14 protein-coding genes are annotated in these 15,562 nt (G+C 57.8%); 8 read left to right on the plus strand and 6 right to left on the minus strand.

What is annotated here, in order from left to right:
• The 3 genes from DK871_RS23830 to DK871_RS23840 all read right to left on the minus strand — a co-directional run bounded on the left by DK871_RS23830 (position 1) and on the right by DK871_RS23840 (position 2,527).
• Positions 1 to 309, minus strand: coding sequence for a hypothetical protein (locus DK871_RS23830; RefSeq protein WP_003189853.1), 309 nt, complete (start codon positions 307 to 309; stop codon positions 1 to 3).
• A gap of 258 nt (positions 310 to 567) precedes the next feature.
• Complete coding sequence (locus DK871_RS23835; RefSeq protein WP_003189852.1) at positions 568 to 1,002, minus strand: DoxX family protein; 435 nt, start codon at positions 1,000 to 1,002, stop codon at positions 568 to 570.
• A gap of 103 nt (positions 1,003 to 1,105) precedes the next feature.
• Positions 1,106 to 2,527 (minus strand): transglycosylase SLT domain-containing protein, encoded by a 1,422-nt coding sequence (locus tag DK871_RS23840; protein ID WP_161906854.1) that lies wholly within the window; start codon positions 2,525 to 2,527, stop codon positions 1,106 to 1,108.
• Between the two features lie 236 nt (positions 2,528 to 2,763).
• Here DK871_RS23840 and DK871_RS23845 point away from each other — a divergent pair, with 236 nt between their 5' ends.
• The 7 genes from DK871_RS23845 (at position 2,764) to DK871_RS23875 (ending at position 12,159) form a co-directional block, all read left to right on the plus strand.
• Entirely contained in the window at positions 2,764 to 3,570 is an 807-nt protein-coding gene (locus DK871_RS23845) for a TatD family hydrolase (protein ID WP_057710898.1), read from the plus strand.
• A 96-nt stretch (positions 3,571 to 3,666) separates the two neighbouring features.
• Positions 3,667 to 5,136 carry a methyl-accepting chemotaxis protein gene (locus tag DK871_RS23850; protein ID WP_161906855.1) on the plus strand — a complete coding sequence of 490 codons (1,470 nt, stop codon included), beginning with the start codon at positions 3,667 to 3,669 and terminating at the stop codon, positions 5,134 to 5,136.
• Between the two features lie 198 nt (positions 5,137 to 5,334).
• Positions 5,335 to 10,029, plus strand: coding sequence for an RHS repeat-associated core domain-containing protein (locus DK871_RS23855; RefSeq protein WP_375139751.1), 4,695 nt, complete (start codon positions 5,335 to 5,337; stop codon positions 10,027 to 10,029).
• Positions 10,029 to 10,661 carry a hypothetical protein gene (locus tag DK871_RS29350; protein WP_161906856.1) on the plus strand — a complete coding sequence of 211 codons (633 nt, stop codon included), beginning with the start codon at positions 10,029 to 10,031 and terminating at the stop codon, positions 10,659 to 10,661. The genes DK871_RS23855 and DK871_RS29350 overlap by 1 nt, the downstream gene beginning before the upstream one ends.
• A gap of 27 nt (positions 10,662 to 10,688) precedes the next feature.
• The gene (locus tag DK871_RS23865; RefSeq protein ID WP_161906857.1) at positions 10,689 to 11,096 is read left to right on the plus strand and encodes an Imm50 family immunity protein; all 408 of its coding nucleotides are present in this window, start codon (positions 10,689 to 10,691) and stop codon (positions 11,094 to 11,096) included.
• A 152-nt stretch (positions 11,097 to 11,248) separates the two neighbouring features.
• Entirely contained in the window at positions 11,249 to 11,674 is a 426-nt protein-coding gene (locus DK871_RS23870) for an Imm50 family immunity protein (protein WP_161906858.1), read from the plus strand.
• Between the two features lie 122 nt (positions 11,675 to 11,796).
• Entirely contained in the window at positions 11,797 to 12,159 is a 363-nt protein-coding gene (locus tag DK871_RS23875; RefSeq protein WP_003189844.1) for an Mpo1-like protein, read from the plus strand.
• A gap of 9 nt (positions 12,160 to 12,168) precedes the next feature.
• Here the strand turns inward: DK871_RS23875 and DK871_RS23880 are convergent, their stop codons facing one another.
• The 3 genes from DK871_RS23880 to DK871_RS23890 form a co-directional block, all read right to left on the minus strand.
• Complete coding sequence (locus DK871_RS23880; RefSeq protein WP_161906859.1) at positions 12,169 to 12,966, minus strand: acyl-CoA thioesterase II; 798 nt, start codon at positions 12,964 to 12,966, stop codon at positions 12,169 to 12,171.
• A gap of 89 nt (positions 12,967 to 13,055) precedes the next feature.
• Positions 13,056 to 13,817 carry a CHAD domain-containing protein gene (locus DK871_RS23885; protein WP_161906860.1) on the minus strand — a complete coding sequence of 254 codons (762 nt, stop codon included), beginning with the start codon at positions 13,815 to 13,817 and terminating at the stop codon, positions 13,056 to 13,058.
• A gap of 41 nt (positions 13,818 to 13,858) precedes the next feature.
• The gene (locus tag DK871_RS23890) at positions 13,859 to 14,137 is read right to left on the minus strand and encodes a hypothetical protein (protein ID WP_003189839.1); all 279 of its coding nucleotides are present in this window, start codon (positions 14,135 to 14,137) and stop codon (positions 13,859 to 13,861) included.
• A 216-nt stretch (positions 14,138 to 14,353) separates the two neighbouring features.
• Between DK871_RS23890 and DK871_RS23895 the strand changes: the two genes are divergently transcribed.
• Positions 14,354 to 15,391 (plus strand): patatin-like phospholipase family protein, encoded by a 1,038-nt coding sequence (locus DK871_RS23895; protein ID WP_078802764.1) that lies wholly within the window; start codon positions 14,354 to 14,356, stop codon positions 15,389 to 15,391.
• Positions 15,392 to 15,562: the final 171 nt, after the last annotated feature.

Here is a 15,562-nt window from a genome sequence, read left to right on the forward strand (position 1 = left end):
TCAGCGACGGGCAATCAGCCCTTGCCGGGCAATGCGCGTCAGTTGGTGGATCACCTCATGGGCATTGCTGGCGCTCGGTGCCTGAATCACTGCCAGGTCGAAACTGTCGCTGGCAAAACGGGCCAGGGAATCGCCGTCTTCAACAAACTGGATCAGGAACGCCGAGGGCCGACCGGAGCGACGTGGCCAGCCGTCCAGATAACGCAGCAGTGTCGGCTGGTGCTTGCCGCCCAGCAGGATTTTCGGATTGCGTTGGGTCAGGTCCGCGGTAATCGGGGCCAGGCGTATGAGGGGGCGTAGTGCATTCATCGTGTCGTGTCTCTGCCTCAAAAGTCTGCGGGCAGGTGAGAGGCAACACCGAACCAGCGCTTTAGCGGTATTTCGAGGAACGCCCTGCGTGAGCAAGCGTGCTTCTGTCGGGCTGCATTGAGACCCAGTGGCGCCCCGCAATTAGCTGTTTAAATCGGCGCATGAGCAGCATCCTAGAGAAGCCGGTGGGGCAGTGTCAAGAATCCCGGGCAACGAAAAGGCCCGCATCAGCGGGCCTTTGTGCAGCGTGCAAAACGATCAGTGAGTGATCGCGCGGTCGACGGACAATTTGCCCGCACCTTCCAGCAACACCGCCAGCGCGCCACCAAGCAACGCCAGTGCGAACTCATAACCGTTGTTGGCCATGAACAGCCCGTTGTGGATGTGTACAGAGAAAATCGCCACCAGCGTCAGGAAGGTCAGGCCCAATGCAGCAGGGCGAACCAGCAAACCGATGATCAGGGCCAGGCCGGCGAAGAACTCGGTACCGCCCGACAGCAGCGCCATCAGCGTACCCGGCGCCAGGCCGATGCTTTCCATCCACTGTGCGGTGCCCGCCAGGCCACCACCGCCAAACCAGCCGAAGAGTTTTTGCGAGCCGTGGGCAGCGAAGATGATGCCGACGAAGATGCGCAGAATAGTCAGGCCATAACCGGCGCGAGTGGACAATACACGGGTAATCATTGGGCTCATGGGGTAAATCCTTTTCCAGGTAGGGGTGGGTTGGCCGCTATATTAATCAGTTTAAGCAATGATAAAAGCCGAAATATTGCCTGATTAACATCTAACAATTCGATCATTTGCGCGAGGCAATTTTAGCAGCTACCGGCTCAAGGGACTCCCGCTCCCGATCGAACGCCAAATAATACTTGTTGACGCTATTAACATAGCTGACGCCGCTCATCCCTACCTGCTCCATGGCAATGCGTTCAACCTGGAAGAACCATTGATTGGGGTTAAGCCCGCGGCGCTTGGCCTCGGTGCGCATGCCTTGCACTCGCTCCGGCCCCATGTTGTACGCCGCCAGCATAAAGGCCATGCGCTCGCGCTCATTGAGCTTGGGGCTGGCGAAAAACTTGCGACGGATCATCGCCAGGTAGCGCGCCCCCGCTTGCACGTTATTGTCGAGCGTCTCGATATTGTTGACCCCCACCCGCTGGGCCGCCGACGGTGTGATCTGCATCAGGCCGGTGGGGCCGCCGCTGTTGCGTGCACCTGGGTCCAGGGACGACTCCTTGAACGCCAACGCCGCCAGGTTCAGCCAGTCCATACCTTGCTCACGTGCATGTTTTTGCAGGACCGGGCGCAGTTTTTCCAGGCGCTGGCGGTCAGCCCGCGCCAATGGGTTACGGACCTGGTAGAGGCGTCGATAGATACGCTGGAAGGCCACATCCTGGTCGGAAGGCGTGTGATAGGTCTTGAGAAACCGATCAATACTCGCGCGCAGCATCGACGCGTCCTGGCGCACAAACCAGAACTCGTCGCCCGGTTCGCTGATCACTACCTGTTTGTCAAAGCGCAACTTGGGCAGGATTTTCGCCCAGCGTTGGGCAATCGGTTTTTCCACAATCGTCAGGTGAAAAATCCCGGCCTGCACCATCTCCAGAACATCTTCCACCGCCAGGCTGGGGTCAACCCATTCCACTTTTACGGGGGGGCGTTTGTGCAGGGCCAGCTTTTGATTGACCTGACTGATGGCATCCGCCGCCGCGCTGCCCGTGGTCAGCGTCACCGTGCGACCCGACAGTTGCTCCAGCTTGGTAAAGCGTCGTTCGCCCTTGACGCCCACCAGCCACAACGGCACATCGCTGACAATCGGGTCGCTGGCGCTGACCTTGCGCACGCCCTTCACGTCCAGCAACTCACCGGGCGCCACCAGGTCGCCTTCACCGCGGGCCAGCGCGCCGAGTAACTGGTCCTTGGCCTTGGGGATGATCTTGAGGTTGATGGCCTGCCCATCACGGGCATGGCCATTGAGGTACTGCTCGAAGGCGCGCAACCGATGGTATTCGACACCGATGGCCTGGCCCTGCACTTCACCGGAACTGTTGCGGCTCTGGTTGACCAAGACGCGCAGGGTGCGGCTGGAGCGGATTTGCGCCAGATCGCGGACCTTGCCGGGTTTGGCCACTTGCAGCGGCCCATCCAGACGTGCAACCGCCGCCATGGGCAGCCATAACGTCAGGCACAACATAAGCAACGCCGAGGGTCGGATCATCCGCTCTCCGGAAAGAAAACTGGCCAGCGCCTGCGCGAATAACACAGTGCTGGTGGTCAGAAACAGAGCGCTTTATGCGCTGGCAAGGCGTGCAACGGCGCCACGGTGGCAGGCAATCGGCCCACCACAATGTCGCTTGCGACGTTCAAAGACAGCGTTAACGCATTGTAGTTCTTGGTTTTTCTTATCAATCTACAGCTCTGATATGCTTTCCGGCCGCAGGCGGAGATAGCACCATGCAACTCATTGATATTGGCGTCAACCTGACCAACCCCAGTTTCGACGAGAGGCACATGGCCGTTCTCGAACGCGCCTACGCCGCTGGCGTGCAGCAATTGGTACTCACCGGCACCAGCGTCGAGGGCAGCGAACAGGCCCTGCAACTGTGTGTAAAACTCGACGAAAGCGGCCAGCGCCTGTTCAGCACTGCCGGCATTCACCCCCACTCTGCCAGCGACTGGAACAGCGACAGCGCCCAACGTCTGCGCAGCTTGCTGGGCGACAGCCGAGTGCGCGCCGTGGGTGAATGCGGGCTGGATTTCAACCGGGACTTCTCCCCTCGCCCCCAGCAGGAAAAAGTCCTCGAAGAACACCTGGCCCTGGCGGTCGAGCTGCAACTGCCGGTATTTCTCCATGAGCGCGATGCCAACCAGCGTCTGCTGGAGATCCTCAAGGACTACCGCGACCACCTGCCAGCCGCCGTGGTGCACTGCTTCACCGGTGAACAGGCAGCGCTGTTCAGCTACCTGGACCTGGACTTACACATTGGCATCACGGGTTGGATCTGCGACGAACGCCGTGGTACTCACCTGCATCCGCTGGTCAGGGAAATTCCCCGAGGCCGTCTGATGCTGGAAAGCGATGCGCCCTACCTGCTGCCACGCACCCTGCGCCCCAAGCCGAAGAATGGTCGCAATGAGCCAGCGTACCTGCCCGAAGTACTGCGCGAAGTGGCCTTGCACCGCAACGAAACGATGGAAGATCTGGCGTTGCACAGCACCGCCTGCGCCCGGCGCTTTTTCGGCTTGCCTGCCATCGACTGATGCGGCGCATTGACCCATGTCAAAAGCGCTTTTCTGAATAGCGGCACAATAATGGCACCTTGCCAATACCGTTTCCGCTATCAGAGAAAACCTTCCATGGGTGCCTGGCTTAGCAATATCTCGCTCAAATACAAATTCTGGGCCGTCAATGCGGTCGCCTTCATCACCACCCTGCTGCTGGTGCTGTACGCCGTACAGCTTGAACAACAGGCGCGCAGCCAGGCGTCGCAGGCATCGGCCCAGGCCCAGGGGCGCTTGCTCAGCGCCTGGCCAGCCGACAAAACCTTGCCCACGGGTGAGCACTGGCTCACCTTTGCCAAAGGCCAGATCCCCCAGGATCTGCCCGCCCTGAGTACTGCCAACGGCTGGACTGAACTCAACCACATGCCATTGTTCGGTGAAAACCCGTTGATCGGCGCCGAGGTGATCAGCCGGGCCGACGGCCAGCAGGTCGCAGTCCTGGCCTACGCGCCGAGCCTGAGCCAGGTGTTCCGTGAACGCTTCACTCATTATGCCGTCGCCGTGGCAGTGCTGATGCTCGCCATGCTTGGCGCCTCGCAGTTGTTGATCCGCTTCCTGCTCAGCCAACTCAACACCCTCAAGGATGTGATGCTGCACGTTGAAAAAACCGGCGACCTCTCGGCGCGGGTGCCGTTGGCCTGCAAGGATGAAGTCGGCCAGATGGCCAGTGCCTTCAACGCCATGCAAGCCGGCTACCAGCGGGTGGTCAATACCGTGGCCCGCACCGCTCGGCAACTGGACGACGGCGCCGCACGCCTGGCCAGCAGCATGAACGAGGTACAACACGGCATGCTTGGCCAGCAGAGCGAAACCGACCAGGCCGCCACCGCCATCAACGAAATGACCGCCACCGTCTACCACATCGCCCAGCACGCGGGCGCCACCCGTGACTTGTCCCAGTCCGCCGACACCCTCGCCGGCAGCGGCCAGGCAGTGGTCACCCGGGTGCAGCGCTCGATCGCCGGGCTGTCCAGTGGCGTACAGCAGACCGCCGAAATGATCCAGAAACTGGCTGAAGACAGCCAGAAAATCAACGGCGTGGTCGGGGTGATCCACAGCATCGCCGAACAGACCAACCTGCTCGCCCTCAACGCCGCCATCGAAGCCGCCCGCGCCGGGGAAATGGGCCGCGGTTTCGCGGTGGTCGCCGACGAAGTGCGCAACCTGGCCAAACGCGTGCAAAGCTCCACCGATGAAATCACCCGCATGGTCTCGGCGCTGCAAGCCGGCACCCGCGACGCCGTGGACTTCATGCAAGAAAGCTCATTCAAGGCCGATGACTGCGTGCAGCAGGCCCAGGAAGCCGGCATCGCGCTGGCTGAGATCACCGGCGCCGTGGCACAGATGCGCGAAAGCAACACCCAGATCGCCGTGGCCGCCGAGCAACAAAGCCATGTCGCCGAAGAAATGAACCGCGCCGTGGTGAGCATTCGCGATGTGACCGAAAACACCGTACATCAAACCGTGGCGTCGGCGACTACCAGCAATGAACTGGCGACGCTGGCCGGGGAGTTGAGCAAGGCGATTGGGCAGTTGAAGTTGTAAGACTGTTCCAGCTGTAATCCAACTCCTACGACCAAGCCTCGGTTTACCTGAAGTTAAGACGAAACTTCCTCGCCCCTCTCGCGAATAACGCCGACTTCTTTTACCTGACAACCGCTGCAAAGTCCCTCGCCTGATCAAACAGTGCGAGGGATTGCAGATGGTGGTGTTCGTTAAAGCCCTGATGGGTGGGGCTGTCTCTTGATCTCGGTGCTGGCCAACCTGGTGCTGGTGCCGATGGATCCCGAAGCACCGAAGGTTGAGCGCGTATTCGCGGATTTCCGTACTTGCCTGAATACCTTTGATAAGTGGGCCGACAGCTTTTTAAGTGGTTCGGCGCTTAGTGTTGAGCAGGTATTCAAGGTGGGAGATCAGGTCGCGTTGGTAGCGCCGATTTCGTCGAAAAAACCCAGTCGCACGGTCGCTCAATGCAAAGCCCAGGGCGGGCTGACCTTGGTGCATCTGTTCGAAAGCACGCAGTTCGTGCCCATCGGCAACACGCCCGTGAGGCTGCAAGCCGTTGCACGAGACAGAAGCCCGATAGGTGCGCCACTGCATCGGATCATTGGCCCCAGCGGCATTCTTGAAGTCAACGACTGTACTCGCGACCAGACGTACGAAATCACCTTTTACCCCAACGTTTCCAAGGCTCAGGTCCAGGCGCTGTATGCGTCCTATGAGTCTGTGATCGCCGGGCTGGAAGCGGATTTACGCAAGGCCTGGGCCGAGCACTTCAAGCCTCGATGGGCAGACTTTGCCAAAGCGCCTGCTTACAAGCGCAGTGCGTTACAGGGCATGGCCTTTGCTACCGGGCTGGGCAACGCGCTTTATAACCTGTGGGACAACATCACCGAGCTGTACGACCTGCTCGCCAACCTCAAATCCAACAGCGAAACGTTGCTGAAATACCTGTCCGAAGCCGAGCTGAAGGCGCTGCTCGCGCTGGGCAAAGACACGCTGGCCAAGGGTTTGCTGGTACTCAGTGATGAGCCGCTGTTGTTCATCTATTTGTCGGCGTTGGTGGCCTGGGTACGCATGCTGCCGCCACCTGACATGTATGAATTGCTGGGTGAAATCACCGGCGAAGTGTTGATCAATGTGCTGCTGATCTGGGCCACGCGGGGCATTGGGGTCCAGCTGCGCCTGGGTGCGCAGACGCTCAGTCACGTCAAGTCCGGGCGAGTGCGGGCGTTGTTGGAGTTGCTGGCCAAGCAGGTGACGGGGCCGCGGCTGGACACCCATGTGGAGGCGGCCAAGCCGGTGTTGCTGAGTAGTGCGGCGACGCCGGTCAAGGCGGTGCCGGCTGTGCCGTTGAACGCAGGCGACACGCTGGTTTCGAATCCGGTGCCGATGGTGCGCGGCAAGGCCCAGCGCACCACGTTGGTCCGTCAGGAGCCTGTCGATGATGTGCCGGCTGTGGCGTCGAATCCGAAGGGGGATGCGGCGGCGCCTGCGGATAAAACCGTCACACACGGTTGCCCGGTGTCGATGGTCACTGGCGAGGAGTTGCTGACCCTCACCGATGGTGCGTTGGACGGGATCTTGCCGTTTGAGTGGACGCGGTTGTACCGCACCAGTGCTGTGGATATGGATTGTGGGTTGGGGTTTGGCTGGAGTCATGGGCTGGCCCATCGGCTGGTGGTGTCGGGCGATTCGGTGGTGTGGACCGACCATGAGAACCGCCGTACTCAGTTTCCCCTGCCGACTGCCGCTCGACCTGCGATCACCAATAGCCTGGCCGAAGCGGCGATCTATTTAGGTTCGGATCCTGATGAACTGGTGCTGGCCCAGGCCTCGCGCTTCTATCACTTTCGCGACGGTGTGCTGGTCTCTATCAGCGATGCGTATGACAACCGGCTGCGCCTTTGCCGGGATCGTTCAGGGCGGATTGAGCGGCTGGATAACGGCGCGGGTCGTTCGTTGCTGTTGCGTTATGAGTTGGGTCGCATCGTTGCGGTGGACTACCAGGTGCATCGCGCCAAAGGGCGAGAGCCCTACGTGTGGGAGACCGAGCAGAACCTCGTTTCCTACGCCTATGACGAACACGGACGACTGGTCTGCGCGACCAATGCTGTCGGGGAAAGCGAACGTTATCGGTACGACGATCAGCACGTCATTCTTGAACGCCAACTGGCCGGTGGGGCGAGTTTCTTTTGGGGATGGGAACGCGCAGGCAAGGCGGCGCGTTGCGTCCGGCATTGGGCGAGCTTCTCGCAGATGGACACGCGTTATGCCTGGGACGATGACGGGCGCGTCACCGTGCATAACGCCGATGGTAGCCAGGAAGTCTATGTCCATGACGACCGGGCGCGGCTGGTGCAGAGGATTGATCCGGACGGCGCCACGCACTTTAAATCCTACGACGACCAGGGCCGGCTGACCGTCGAGCAAGACCCGATGGGCGCGGTGACGGCCTATCAGTACGACGAAGCCGGACGCTTGGTGGCGCTGTTTCCGGGGGATGATGAGCCGACCTCTTACGAGCATGACAACGGTTTTGTTCGGGTTGTCAGGCGTGGGGAGGCAGTCTGGAAATATGCGCGTAATGACCAGGGCGATGTCATCCGCAAGACAGACCCGGATGGTAACTCGACTGACTACAGCTACAACAAACAGGGACAACTGACTGGGGTTTGGTACCCGGATCACAGTTGCTATCGACTGGTATGGAATGAACGCGGGCAGTTGCTTGAGGAGCAATTGCCCAATGGTGGGATCAAGCGTTATCGCTATGACGATCTGGGTCGACAGGTTGCCCGTGAGGATGAGCATGGCGCACTAATCCAGTATCAGTGGGACGCCGCAGGACGCTTGCTGAAACTGACCCAGCCAGGCGGTGGTTGTAGGGAGTTCAGCTACAACCCCTACGGCAAAATCATCGCCGAACGCGACGAACTGGGCCACGTCACCCGCTACGAATACGCAGACGGCCTGCACCTGATCAGCCGCCGTCTCAACGCCGACGGCACCCAGGTCAAGTACCGCTACGACAACGCCCGGCTGCTACTCACCGAGATCGAAAACGAAGCCGGCGAAACCTACCAACTCGACTACCACCCCAACGGCCTGATCCGCCAGGAAACCGGCTTCGACGGCCAACGCACCGCCTATGCCTACGACCTCAACGGCAACCTGCTGGAAAAGACCGAATATGGTGACGATGGCAGTCAGCTCATCACCCGTTACGAGCGCGACCACGCCGGTCGCCTCGTACGAAAAACCCTGCCCGACAGCAACGTTGTCGACTATACCTACGACCGCCAAGGCAACCTCCTCAGCGTCGAAGACGGCCACTGGGCGCTGGCCTACGAATACGACCGCCAAAACCGCCTCACCGCCGAACACCAAGGCTGGGGCACCCTGCGCTACGGCTACGACGCCTGCGGCCAGCTGAAAAATCTGTGCCTACCGGACAACAACCGCATCACCTTCAACCACGACAAAGGCGGCCACCTCGCCACCGTCGAACTCAACGGTGAAGGGCTCACCTCACATCTGTTCAAGAACGGCCGCGAACACCAGCGCCAGCAAGGCCAACTGCTCAGCCACTACCACTACGACGATCAACACCGCCTGCACGCCCACGCGGTCACCCAGCAACAGAACCCCCTCTACCAACGCCAATACGACTACGACAAAGCCGGCAACCTCACCCGCCTACTCGACACCCGCAAAGGCGAACACCTTTACCGCTACGACCCGCTAAACCGCCTGACCCGCGCCGATCACTCGCAAGACGTACAAGAACGCTTCGGCCACAACCCCGCCGGCAACCTGCTGATGCAAGATCGCCCCGGCCCGGACATCGTCGCGGCCAACCGCCTGATGATCCAGGGCGACCGCCATTACGACTACGACGCCTTCGGCAACTTGATTCGTGAGCGGCGCGGTAAAGGCCAGCAACTTGTCACCGAATACCGCTACGACTGCCAGCATCGGTTAATCAGCATCACAAAGCCGAACGGCGAAACCGCCAGCTATCGCTATGACCCGTTTGGGCGGCGCATCAGTAAAACCGTGGATGGCATAACCACCGAGTTTTTCTGGCAAGGCGACAAGCTGATTGCCGAACACCATGCAGAGCGCCATCGCAGCTACCTCTACGAGCCAGAGAGCTTCCGCCCATTAGCACTATTGGAAGGTTTCGGCCCAAAAGAAACCAAGCCCTACCACTACCAACTCGACCACCTCGGCACACCGCAAGAACTGACCACACCTGACGGCGAAATCGTCTGGTCCGCCCATTACCGCGCCTACGGCCAGATCGCCCGGCTCGACGTAGGCAAAATCGACAACCCGCTGCGGTTCCAAGGGCAGTATTTCGATGCGGAAAGCGGCCTGCACTACAACCGCCATCGCTACTACAATCCGGATGTTGGTCGTTACCTGACGCCGGATCCGGTGAAGTTGGCGGGTGGGGTCAACGCTTACCGATACGCGCCAAATCCGACAGGCTGGATAGACCCGCTGGGGTTGAACTCGTGTCCTGATGGGGATGGCTGCAAACCAACTCATAGTGCCGATGATTCGACAAAACACGCGAAAGCTAACAATGGCGAGCCAACGCTGCCCGCACCAGCATCAACGCCGGAGAAAACGGTTCGGGTTAGGCACTACACAAATAGAAAAGGATCGAAAGGAATTGAAAATGATGGCGTGATATTGGCTCAAGATAACAATAGAGTGTATCTCGAGCCTGCGAAAAACAAGGTACTTAGCCCTGTCGATGCCCAAGATAAATACCAAATTGCAAAAGGCAAGGGTCGAGACTACATTGAGATGGATGTACCTGAATCAAGATTAGAATGGGTGAAAAACCCTAGGTATAACCTCATGGAACTAACCGTAAGAGGGAATTTAGAAATAAACAATCCTACATTCACGAGAAGAAAGTAATGCTAGAGAAAAACAAAGAAATAATACTTGTAGGCGAGGAAGCGCTTGAAGCCTTGAAAGAAATTGAATTCATATTGATATCTCTTCACAAAATTGGCAGCTTTTATGCTGACAAACCTGGCGCAGTGGAAGAATATAGAAGAATAACTACTGACTTCATCGACAACTGCGAGGTCACCAAGCGTCTCGCAAGGGTTCGCACGATAATCTCTCATAATTTTGACGATTCTATCGGCGACGATGATATGGATGACATGGAAAGACATTTACTAGGCTTAAAATTCTGGAAACCAGCATCAACAGAAAAAACTCATCCCAACACAGGAAAATTCTCTTTTTCGGATGGAGTCATCGATCAACTAACCGCTAAACAAGATGAGCTTTTAATGGTCTTTACGGACCAGCAAGAACAAACTTTCTTAATTACCTTCCACAAATTAATTTCCTTTCATAGATTAAGCTCAGCGGGTAGTGAAGTATGCGATATGCATGAGGAAAAGACCTCTACTCTTTCGCAGGAGAACGTGTGTATTGAGCCAAATGAGGCAATTACAACTTACTGCTTCAAGTCTGGCAGTGGCGAGACTGTTCTTGCAATCATTGCAAGCGGTTACAGCGTTGAACGCATATAACAAACACAATTCATTCAGGAATCAAACATGAAGTACTGGGACGAATTCGATGGAAGTATATTCCTTAGCAAAATTTTCAGCCACCCCGTCAAAATTGGAAAAATAGCGCTATTTTCTTTTACAATAAAAAATGACCACCTTACTATCTCCATGGATTTCGACATACCCGACTTCCCAGACAACTTACCTGAGAAATGGAAAAGCGCAGAGTACAACATGTGCAGAACTGGTATCACTTGCAATGATATTAAAGACCTAATAATCTTAAATCTCCCTATACATGAGGTGTTTACCGTACAAATCAATAGAAAAAATGACTATTTCACATTCGAAGCCATCAGCGACGGCGCGTCCATCAAATTCAGTACAAAATCAATTTCAATTACCGACCCCACTGTTTACATCAACGGACCGGACGACTACTACTTCAAATAATACAAAAATATGATTACGACTCGCGGAGACACATCCATGCGTGGCATACCAACAGACCACCTCGAGAAAGGAAATACAGCTTAAGTAAATCTGCCCTCTTCCTTCGGCAAGGCACCAAGAACAAAATATCATTATGTATTCAAGGATTAAACATGGAAAACTGGAATGACCTTGATGGTTCTATCTTTTTCAACAAAGTGTTCAGTCAGCCTATTAAAATCGGAAAAGCCTACATCCACTCGTTAAGTATAGAAAATGATCAGAATGATTTTGGCATCGGCTTTGACATACCAAATTTTCCTGACCGACTGCCGGAAAAATGGAAAAACAAAGGATACAACACATGCAGAATTGGATTGTATTGTTCCAACATCACCGACTTAAAAATAATAAACCTTCCTCTCAGGGAAATTTTCGCCATAGAAATAATGAAAGCGAGCGAGCACTTCTTTTTCACAGCAAAATCGAAAAATTCAATTGTTGAATTCAAGGCTAAATGGCTATCCCTATCCGGACCGTCCGTCTATATAAATTGCCCTGAACCAGGAGATGCCAACTGGTCAGACGATACCCTATAAAAATCATTAATTTATTCACGGAACCGCAACTATGAGGGCGATAGCAAAGGCTAATTCGCCACCCCGCCCACCTCAACCTACACTCTGTCCAAGTTGTTTCAACGGACAGAGGATTCACCACCATGGGCAAACGTCACCCCAATCTCCCCGCCTGGCAATGGCGTCAGTACCCACAGAACCATCAGCACCCGACCAACCTGGCGTTGCACCTGATTGCCGTGCCGCTGTTTATCGTTGGTTTCCTGTTGATCGTGTCGGGCGTGTTCAGTCTCAGCCTGGCCAGCTTCGCGGTCGGTGTGATTGGCATTGTCGCGGGCTTGGCGTTGCAGCGTCATGGCCATAGCCTGGAGGCCCAGGCCAGTGAGCCGTTCAGCGATCGCAAAGATGCGGTGCAGCGCCTGGTGGTCGAGCAGTTCGTGACCTTCCCGCGCTTTGTGCTCAGCGGTGGCTGGTGGCGCGCCTGGCGGCAGCGGCACCACCACTGACCGGCAGGTTCAGGCGAACACCACCACAGTCTGACGGCTGAGGGCGATCAACTCGCCGGTCGGGCTCCACAAGGCAGCGGCAGCGTGGCCATAGCCGTCGCGGGCGTGTTCGATGTTGACGTGGTACTGGCACCAGTCGAGGGTGGTCAGATCCTGCAGCGGCTGGATGAACTCGATGGTCCAGGTCAGGGTGCTGCCTGGCGCGGGCTTTTTCAGGTGTGGCAGTAGCGCCGGTGGCCAGGCGTCGACCAGGGCGAGGATATGCGCCTCGGTCAGTGGCTCTTCTTTTACATCCCCTCGCAACCGTACCCAACCGCCCATCTCGCGAGATTTATTGCCGGTAAACGGCAGGCCACCCACGCTCCAGCGCATTGCCAGGTGGCGCATGAATTCGGGTGTGACGCCCTTGATATAGGGCAGTTCCTGGCACTCATCCCAATGTTTGAAGACCGGTGGCGGCTCACTCGCCACGTCAATTTCCGAGGGGCGAGCGGCGCCAAAACTGGCCTGGACCAGGGTCGCCACTTCACCGTTCTGCATCACGCGCCCCAGCAACTGGCTGACCGCCTTGCCTTCGCGCAGCACTTCGACCTGGTAACTGGCAGGCACATCCGGCGCTACCGGGCCGACAAAGGTGACTGCCAGGGAGCGCAGCGGTCGATCCGCCGGCACCTGGGCGCGCAGCGCCTCGTATTGCAAGGCGGCGACCAGGCCGCCAAAGGTGGCTCGGCCCTGGGCCCATTCGGCAGGGATGGTGACATCCAGCGGATTGCTACGGGCAGCGTCGAGCAAATCACTAAAGCGCATGGCGACCTCACATCAAGTAAATCGTGGAGGAATCTTAACCACCGAATTGCACAGGCACAGCGCCTATTCCGGCCAAAAACCGGACCAGTTTAAAAACACTCGGCGCTGAGTGTGTCCAGCATGCGGTCGGCCTTGCCTTGCGCCTTGAGCATGGTGCGCTGCCACACCGCTACGCAGGGTTGCAGGTCCGGTTCGTGACCGGCCTGGGCCAGCCATTGCCAACAGTCATGCCAATCACCCAGGGCGCTCTGGGCTTTTTTCAAATGCGACAGGGCGTTGGCGGGTAGCTTGTCCAACTCCGGATACGCCTCGGCGGCGTAGCGCACACGCTTGATCAGCAACCGTAGCCGGTGGCGATCATGATCGGGATCCTTCAGGGCCTCATCGAGTCTCTGCCATTGCTTGGCCAGGCGCTTCTGGATACGCGGGCGCAAGCCTTTGAGCAGTTTCTGGTGCTGGGACGCACGGATAAACCGCGGGAATGCATCCAGGATCAGCAGCAAGTGCGCCAGCTCCGGGCTTTGCGCCACCTGGCGATAAGCCTCGGGCTGCAGGCGCAGGCGCCGATCAGCCGCGTCGTGATGACCGTGCTGATGCAAATACGCCGCCAGCACCTCTCGGTCGCGTAGCGGCGTAGTCAGTTGGCCAACCGTGCTGGCGGCCAATTCAAGCTGTTCGACACCGGGCAGCCCGCGCAAAGGGCGCAACAGGCTGCGCAGGCGGCGCACCGTGGTGCGCAAATCATGCAAGGCTTCATCGTCAGTGACGGCGGCGAGGCGAGCCTGGCAGCTCAGTAACCCTACTTCCAGGCCAATGACCTGAGCGACTAACTGATTGACCAACGCTGACATCCTGCCCTCACTTTCCGATGAAAAATCCTACCCGCCCTGGGTCATCGCCCGGCGCGAGACTCACGAATGTAGAACCGCGCCTTTTCGGCCTTGTTGGAGCAACCCTCGAACGCTTCGAACTGCTGCTGAGTCTTGGCGCCGGTCAACAGCGACAACGCCTTGGAGTAGCTGACAGTGCCGGCAAAACCTTCGGCCTTGGCCAGGTCCAGTTCTTTCCAGGCGGCGTCCAATTGCGAGCCACAGCTGTCGCGATACGCGGTTTTCCCGGCACAGCCAGCCAAGGCCAACACGATCACAGGCACACAGATCCAGGCTTTCATTGATGACACCTCAAATATACAAATTCAGTCGTAGCCTGTAGACGTTGCCTACAGGGAAAAGTGCCTTGTCCTTAGCCTGAAATCGGTAGTACCTATTGCCAGAGCATACCCGAGGCTGATCATCAGCCTGGAAAAATCTTGCGCGCTGTCAGCAAGGATTGAAGCAGGCCCCTTGATGGGTGCATTGTGGGCCCCTGTTTTGCGAAGGATCTGGCCATGAAGAAACGTGTTGCCTTAGTGCTGGGCTCCGGTGGGGCCCGGGGCTACGCCCATATCGGGGTGATCGAAGAAATCGAACGACGCGGCTATGACATCGCCTGTATCGCCGGCTGTTCCATGGGCGCCGTGGTGGGTGGGATCTACGCTGCCGGCAAGCTCGACGAGTACCGCAACTGGATCGAAAGCCTGGACTACCTCGACGTATTGCGCCTGGTGGACGTGAGCTTTCGCCTGGGGGCGATTCGTGGTGAAAAGGTGTTCGGACAAATCCGCAAGATTGTCGGCGATATCAATATCGAGGAGCTGCGCATCCCCTACACCGCCGTCGCCACCGACCTCACCAACCAACAGGAGATCTGGTTCCAGGAAGGCTGCCTGCACCAGGCCATGCGCGCCTCGGCGGCGATCCCGAGCCTTTTCACGCCGGTGATGCAGGGCAACCGTATGCTGGTGGACGGCGGCCTGCTCAACCCGCTGCCCATCGTGCCGGTGGTGTCGAGCCATTGTGACTTGATCATTGCGGTCAACCTCAACGCCACCAACCAGAAGCACTACCAATTGCCGGTGATCCAGCGCCCGCCCGCGTTCAAGAGCCGCTTCAACAGCCTGGCCAAGTCCCTGGGCTCGCACCTGCCGTTTCGCCGCAAGCAGGCCGAGCAGTTGATGAAGCTGGAACAAGAAGCCTTGCAGGCCCAGGCCGCCGAGATCAACCCGTGGCTGGAGTCTGCCGAACCCGAAGCCCAGCAACCTGCCGCGGCGCCGGAGAAAGCTGGCGCACCGAAGTCAGCGACCGGCTCGTTCATCATCGACAACGTCGGTCCTGCGTCGCTGCTGGACCTGATCAACCAGAGTTTCGAGGTGATGCAAACCTCATTGGCGCAATACAAGATCGCTGGGTATCCGCCCGATGTGCTGATCAACGTGCCGAAGCGGGTGTGCCGGTTTTTCGAGTTCTATAAAGCGCCGGAGTTGATTGCTTTGGGGCGGGAGATTGCTCGGGATACGTTGGATCGGTATGAGAGTGAGCAGAGTTAAGCGTGTAGGTGTTGCTGATGGCCTCATCGCGGGCAAGCCCGGCTCCCACAGGGGAATGCATTTCAACTGTGGGAGCTGGCTTGCCTGCGATGGCCATAGGTATCTACACAACTTTGTAGCCCGAGCCTGTAGCAGACGACGGTAACCACGATGCGAAGCGAGTCGCTCTTG

This window comes from Pseudomonas sp. L13 (assembly GCF_009935965.1).
Lineage (GTDB): Bacteria > Pseudomonadota > Gammaproteobacteria > Pseudomonadales > Pseudomonadaceae > Aquipseudomonas > Aquipseudomonas lactis.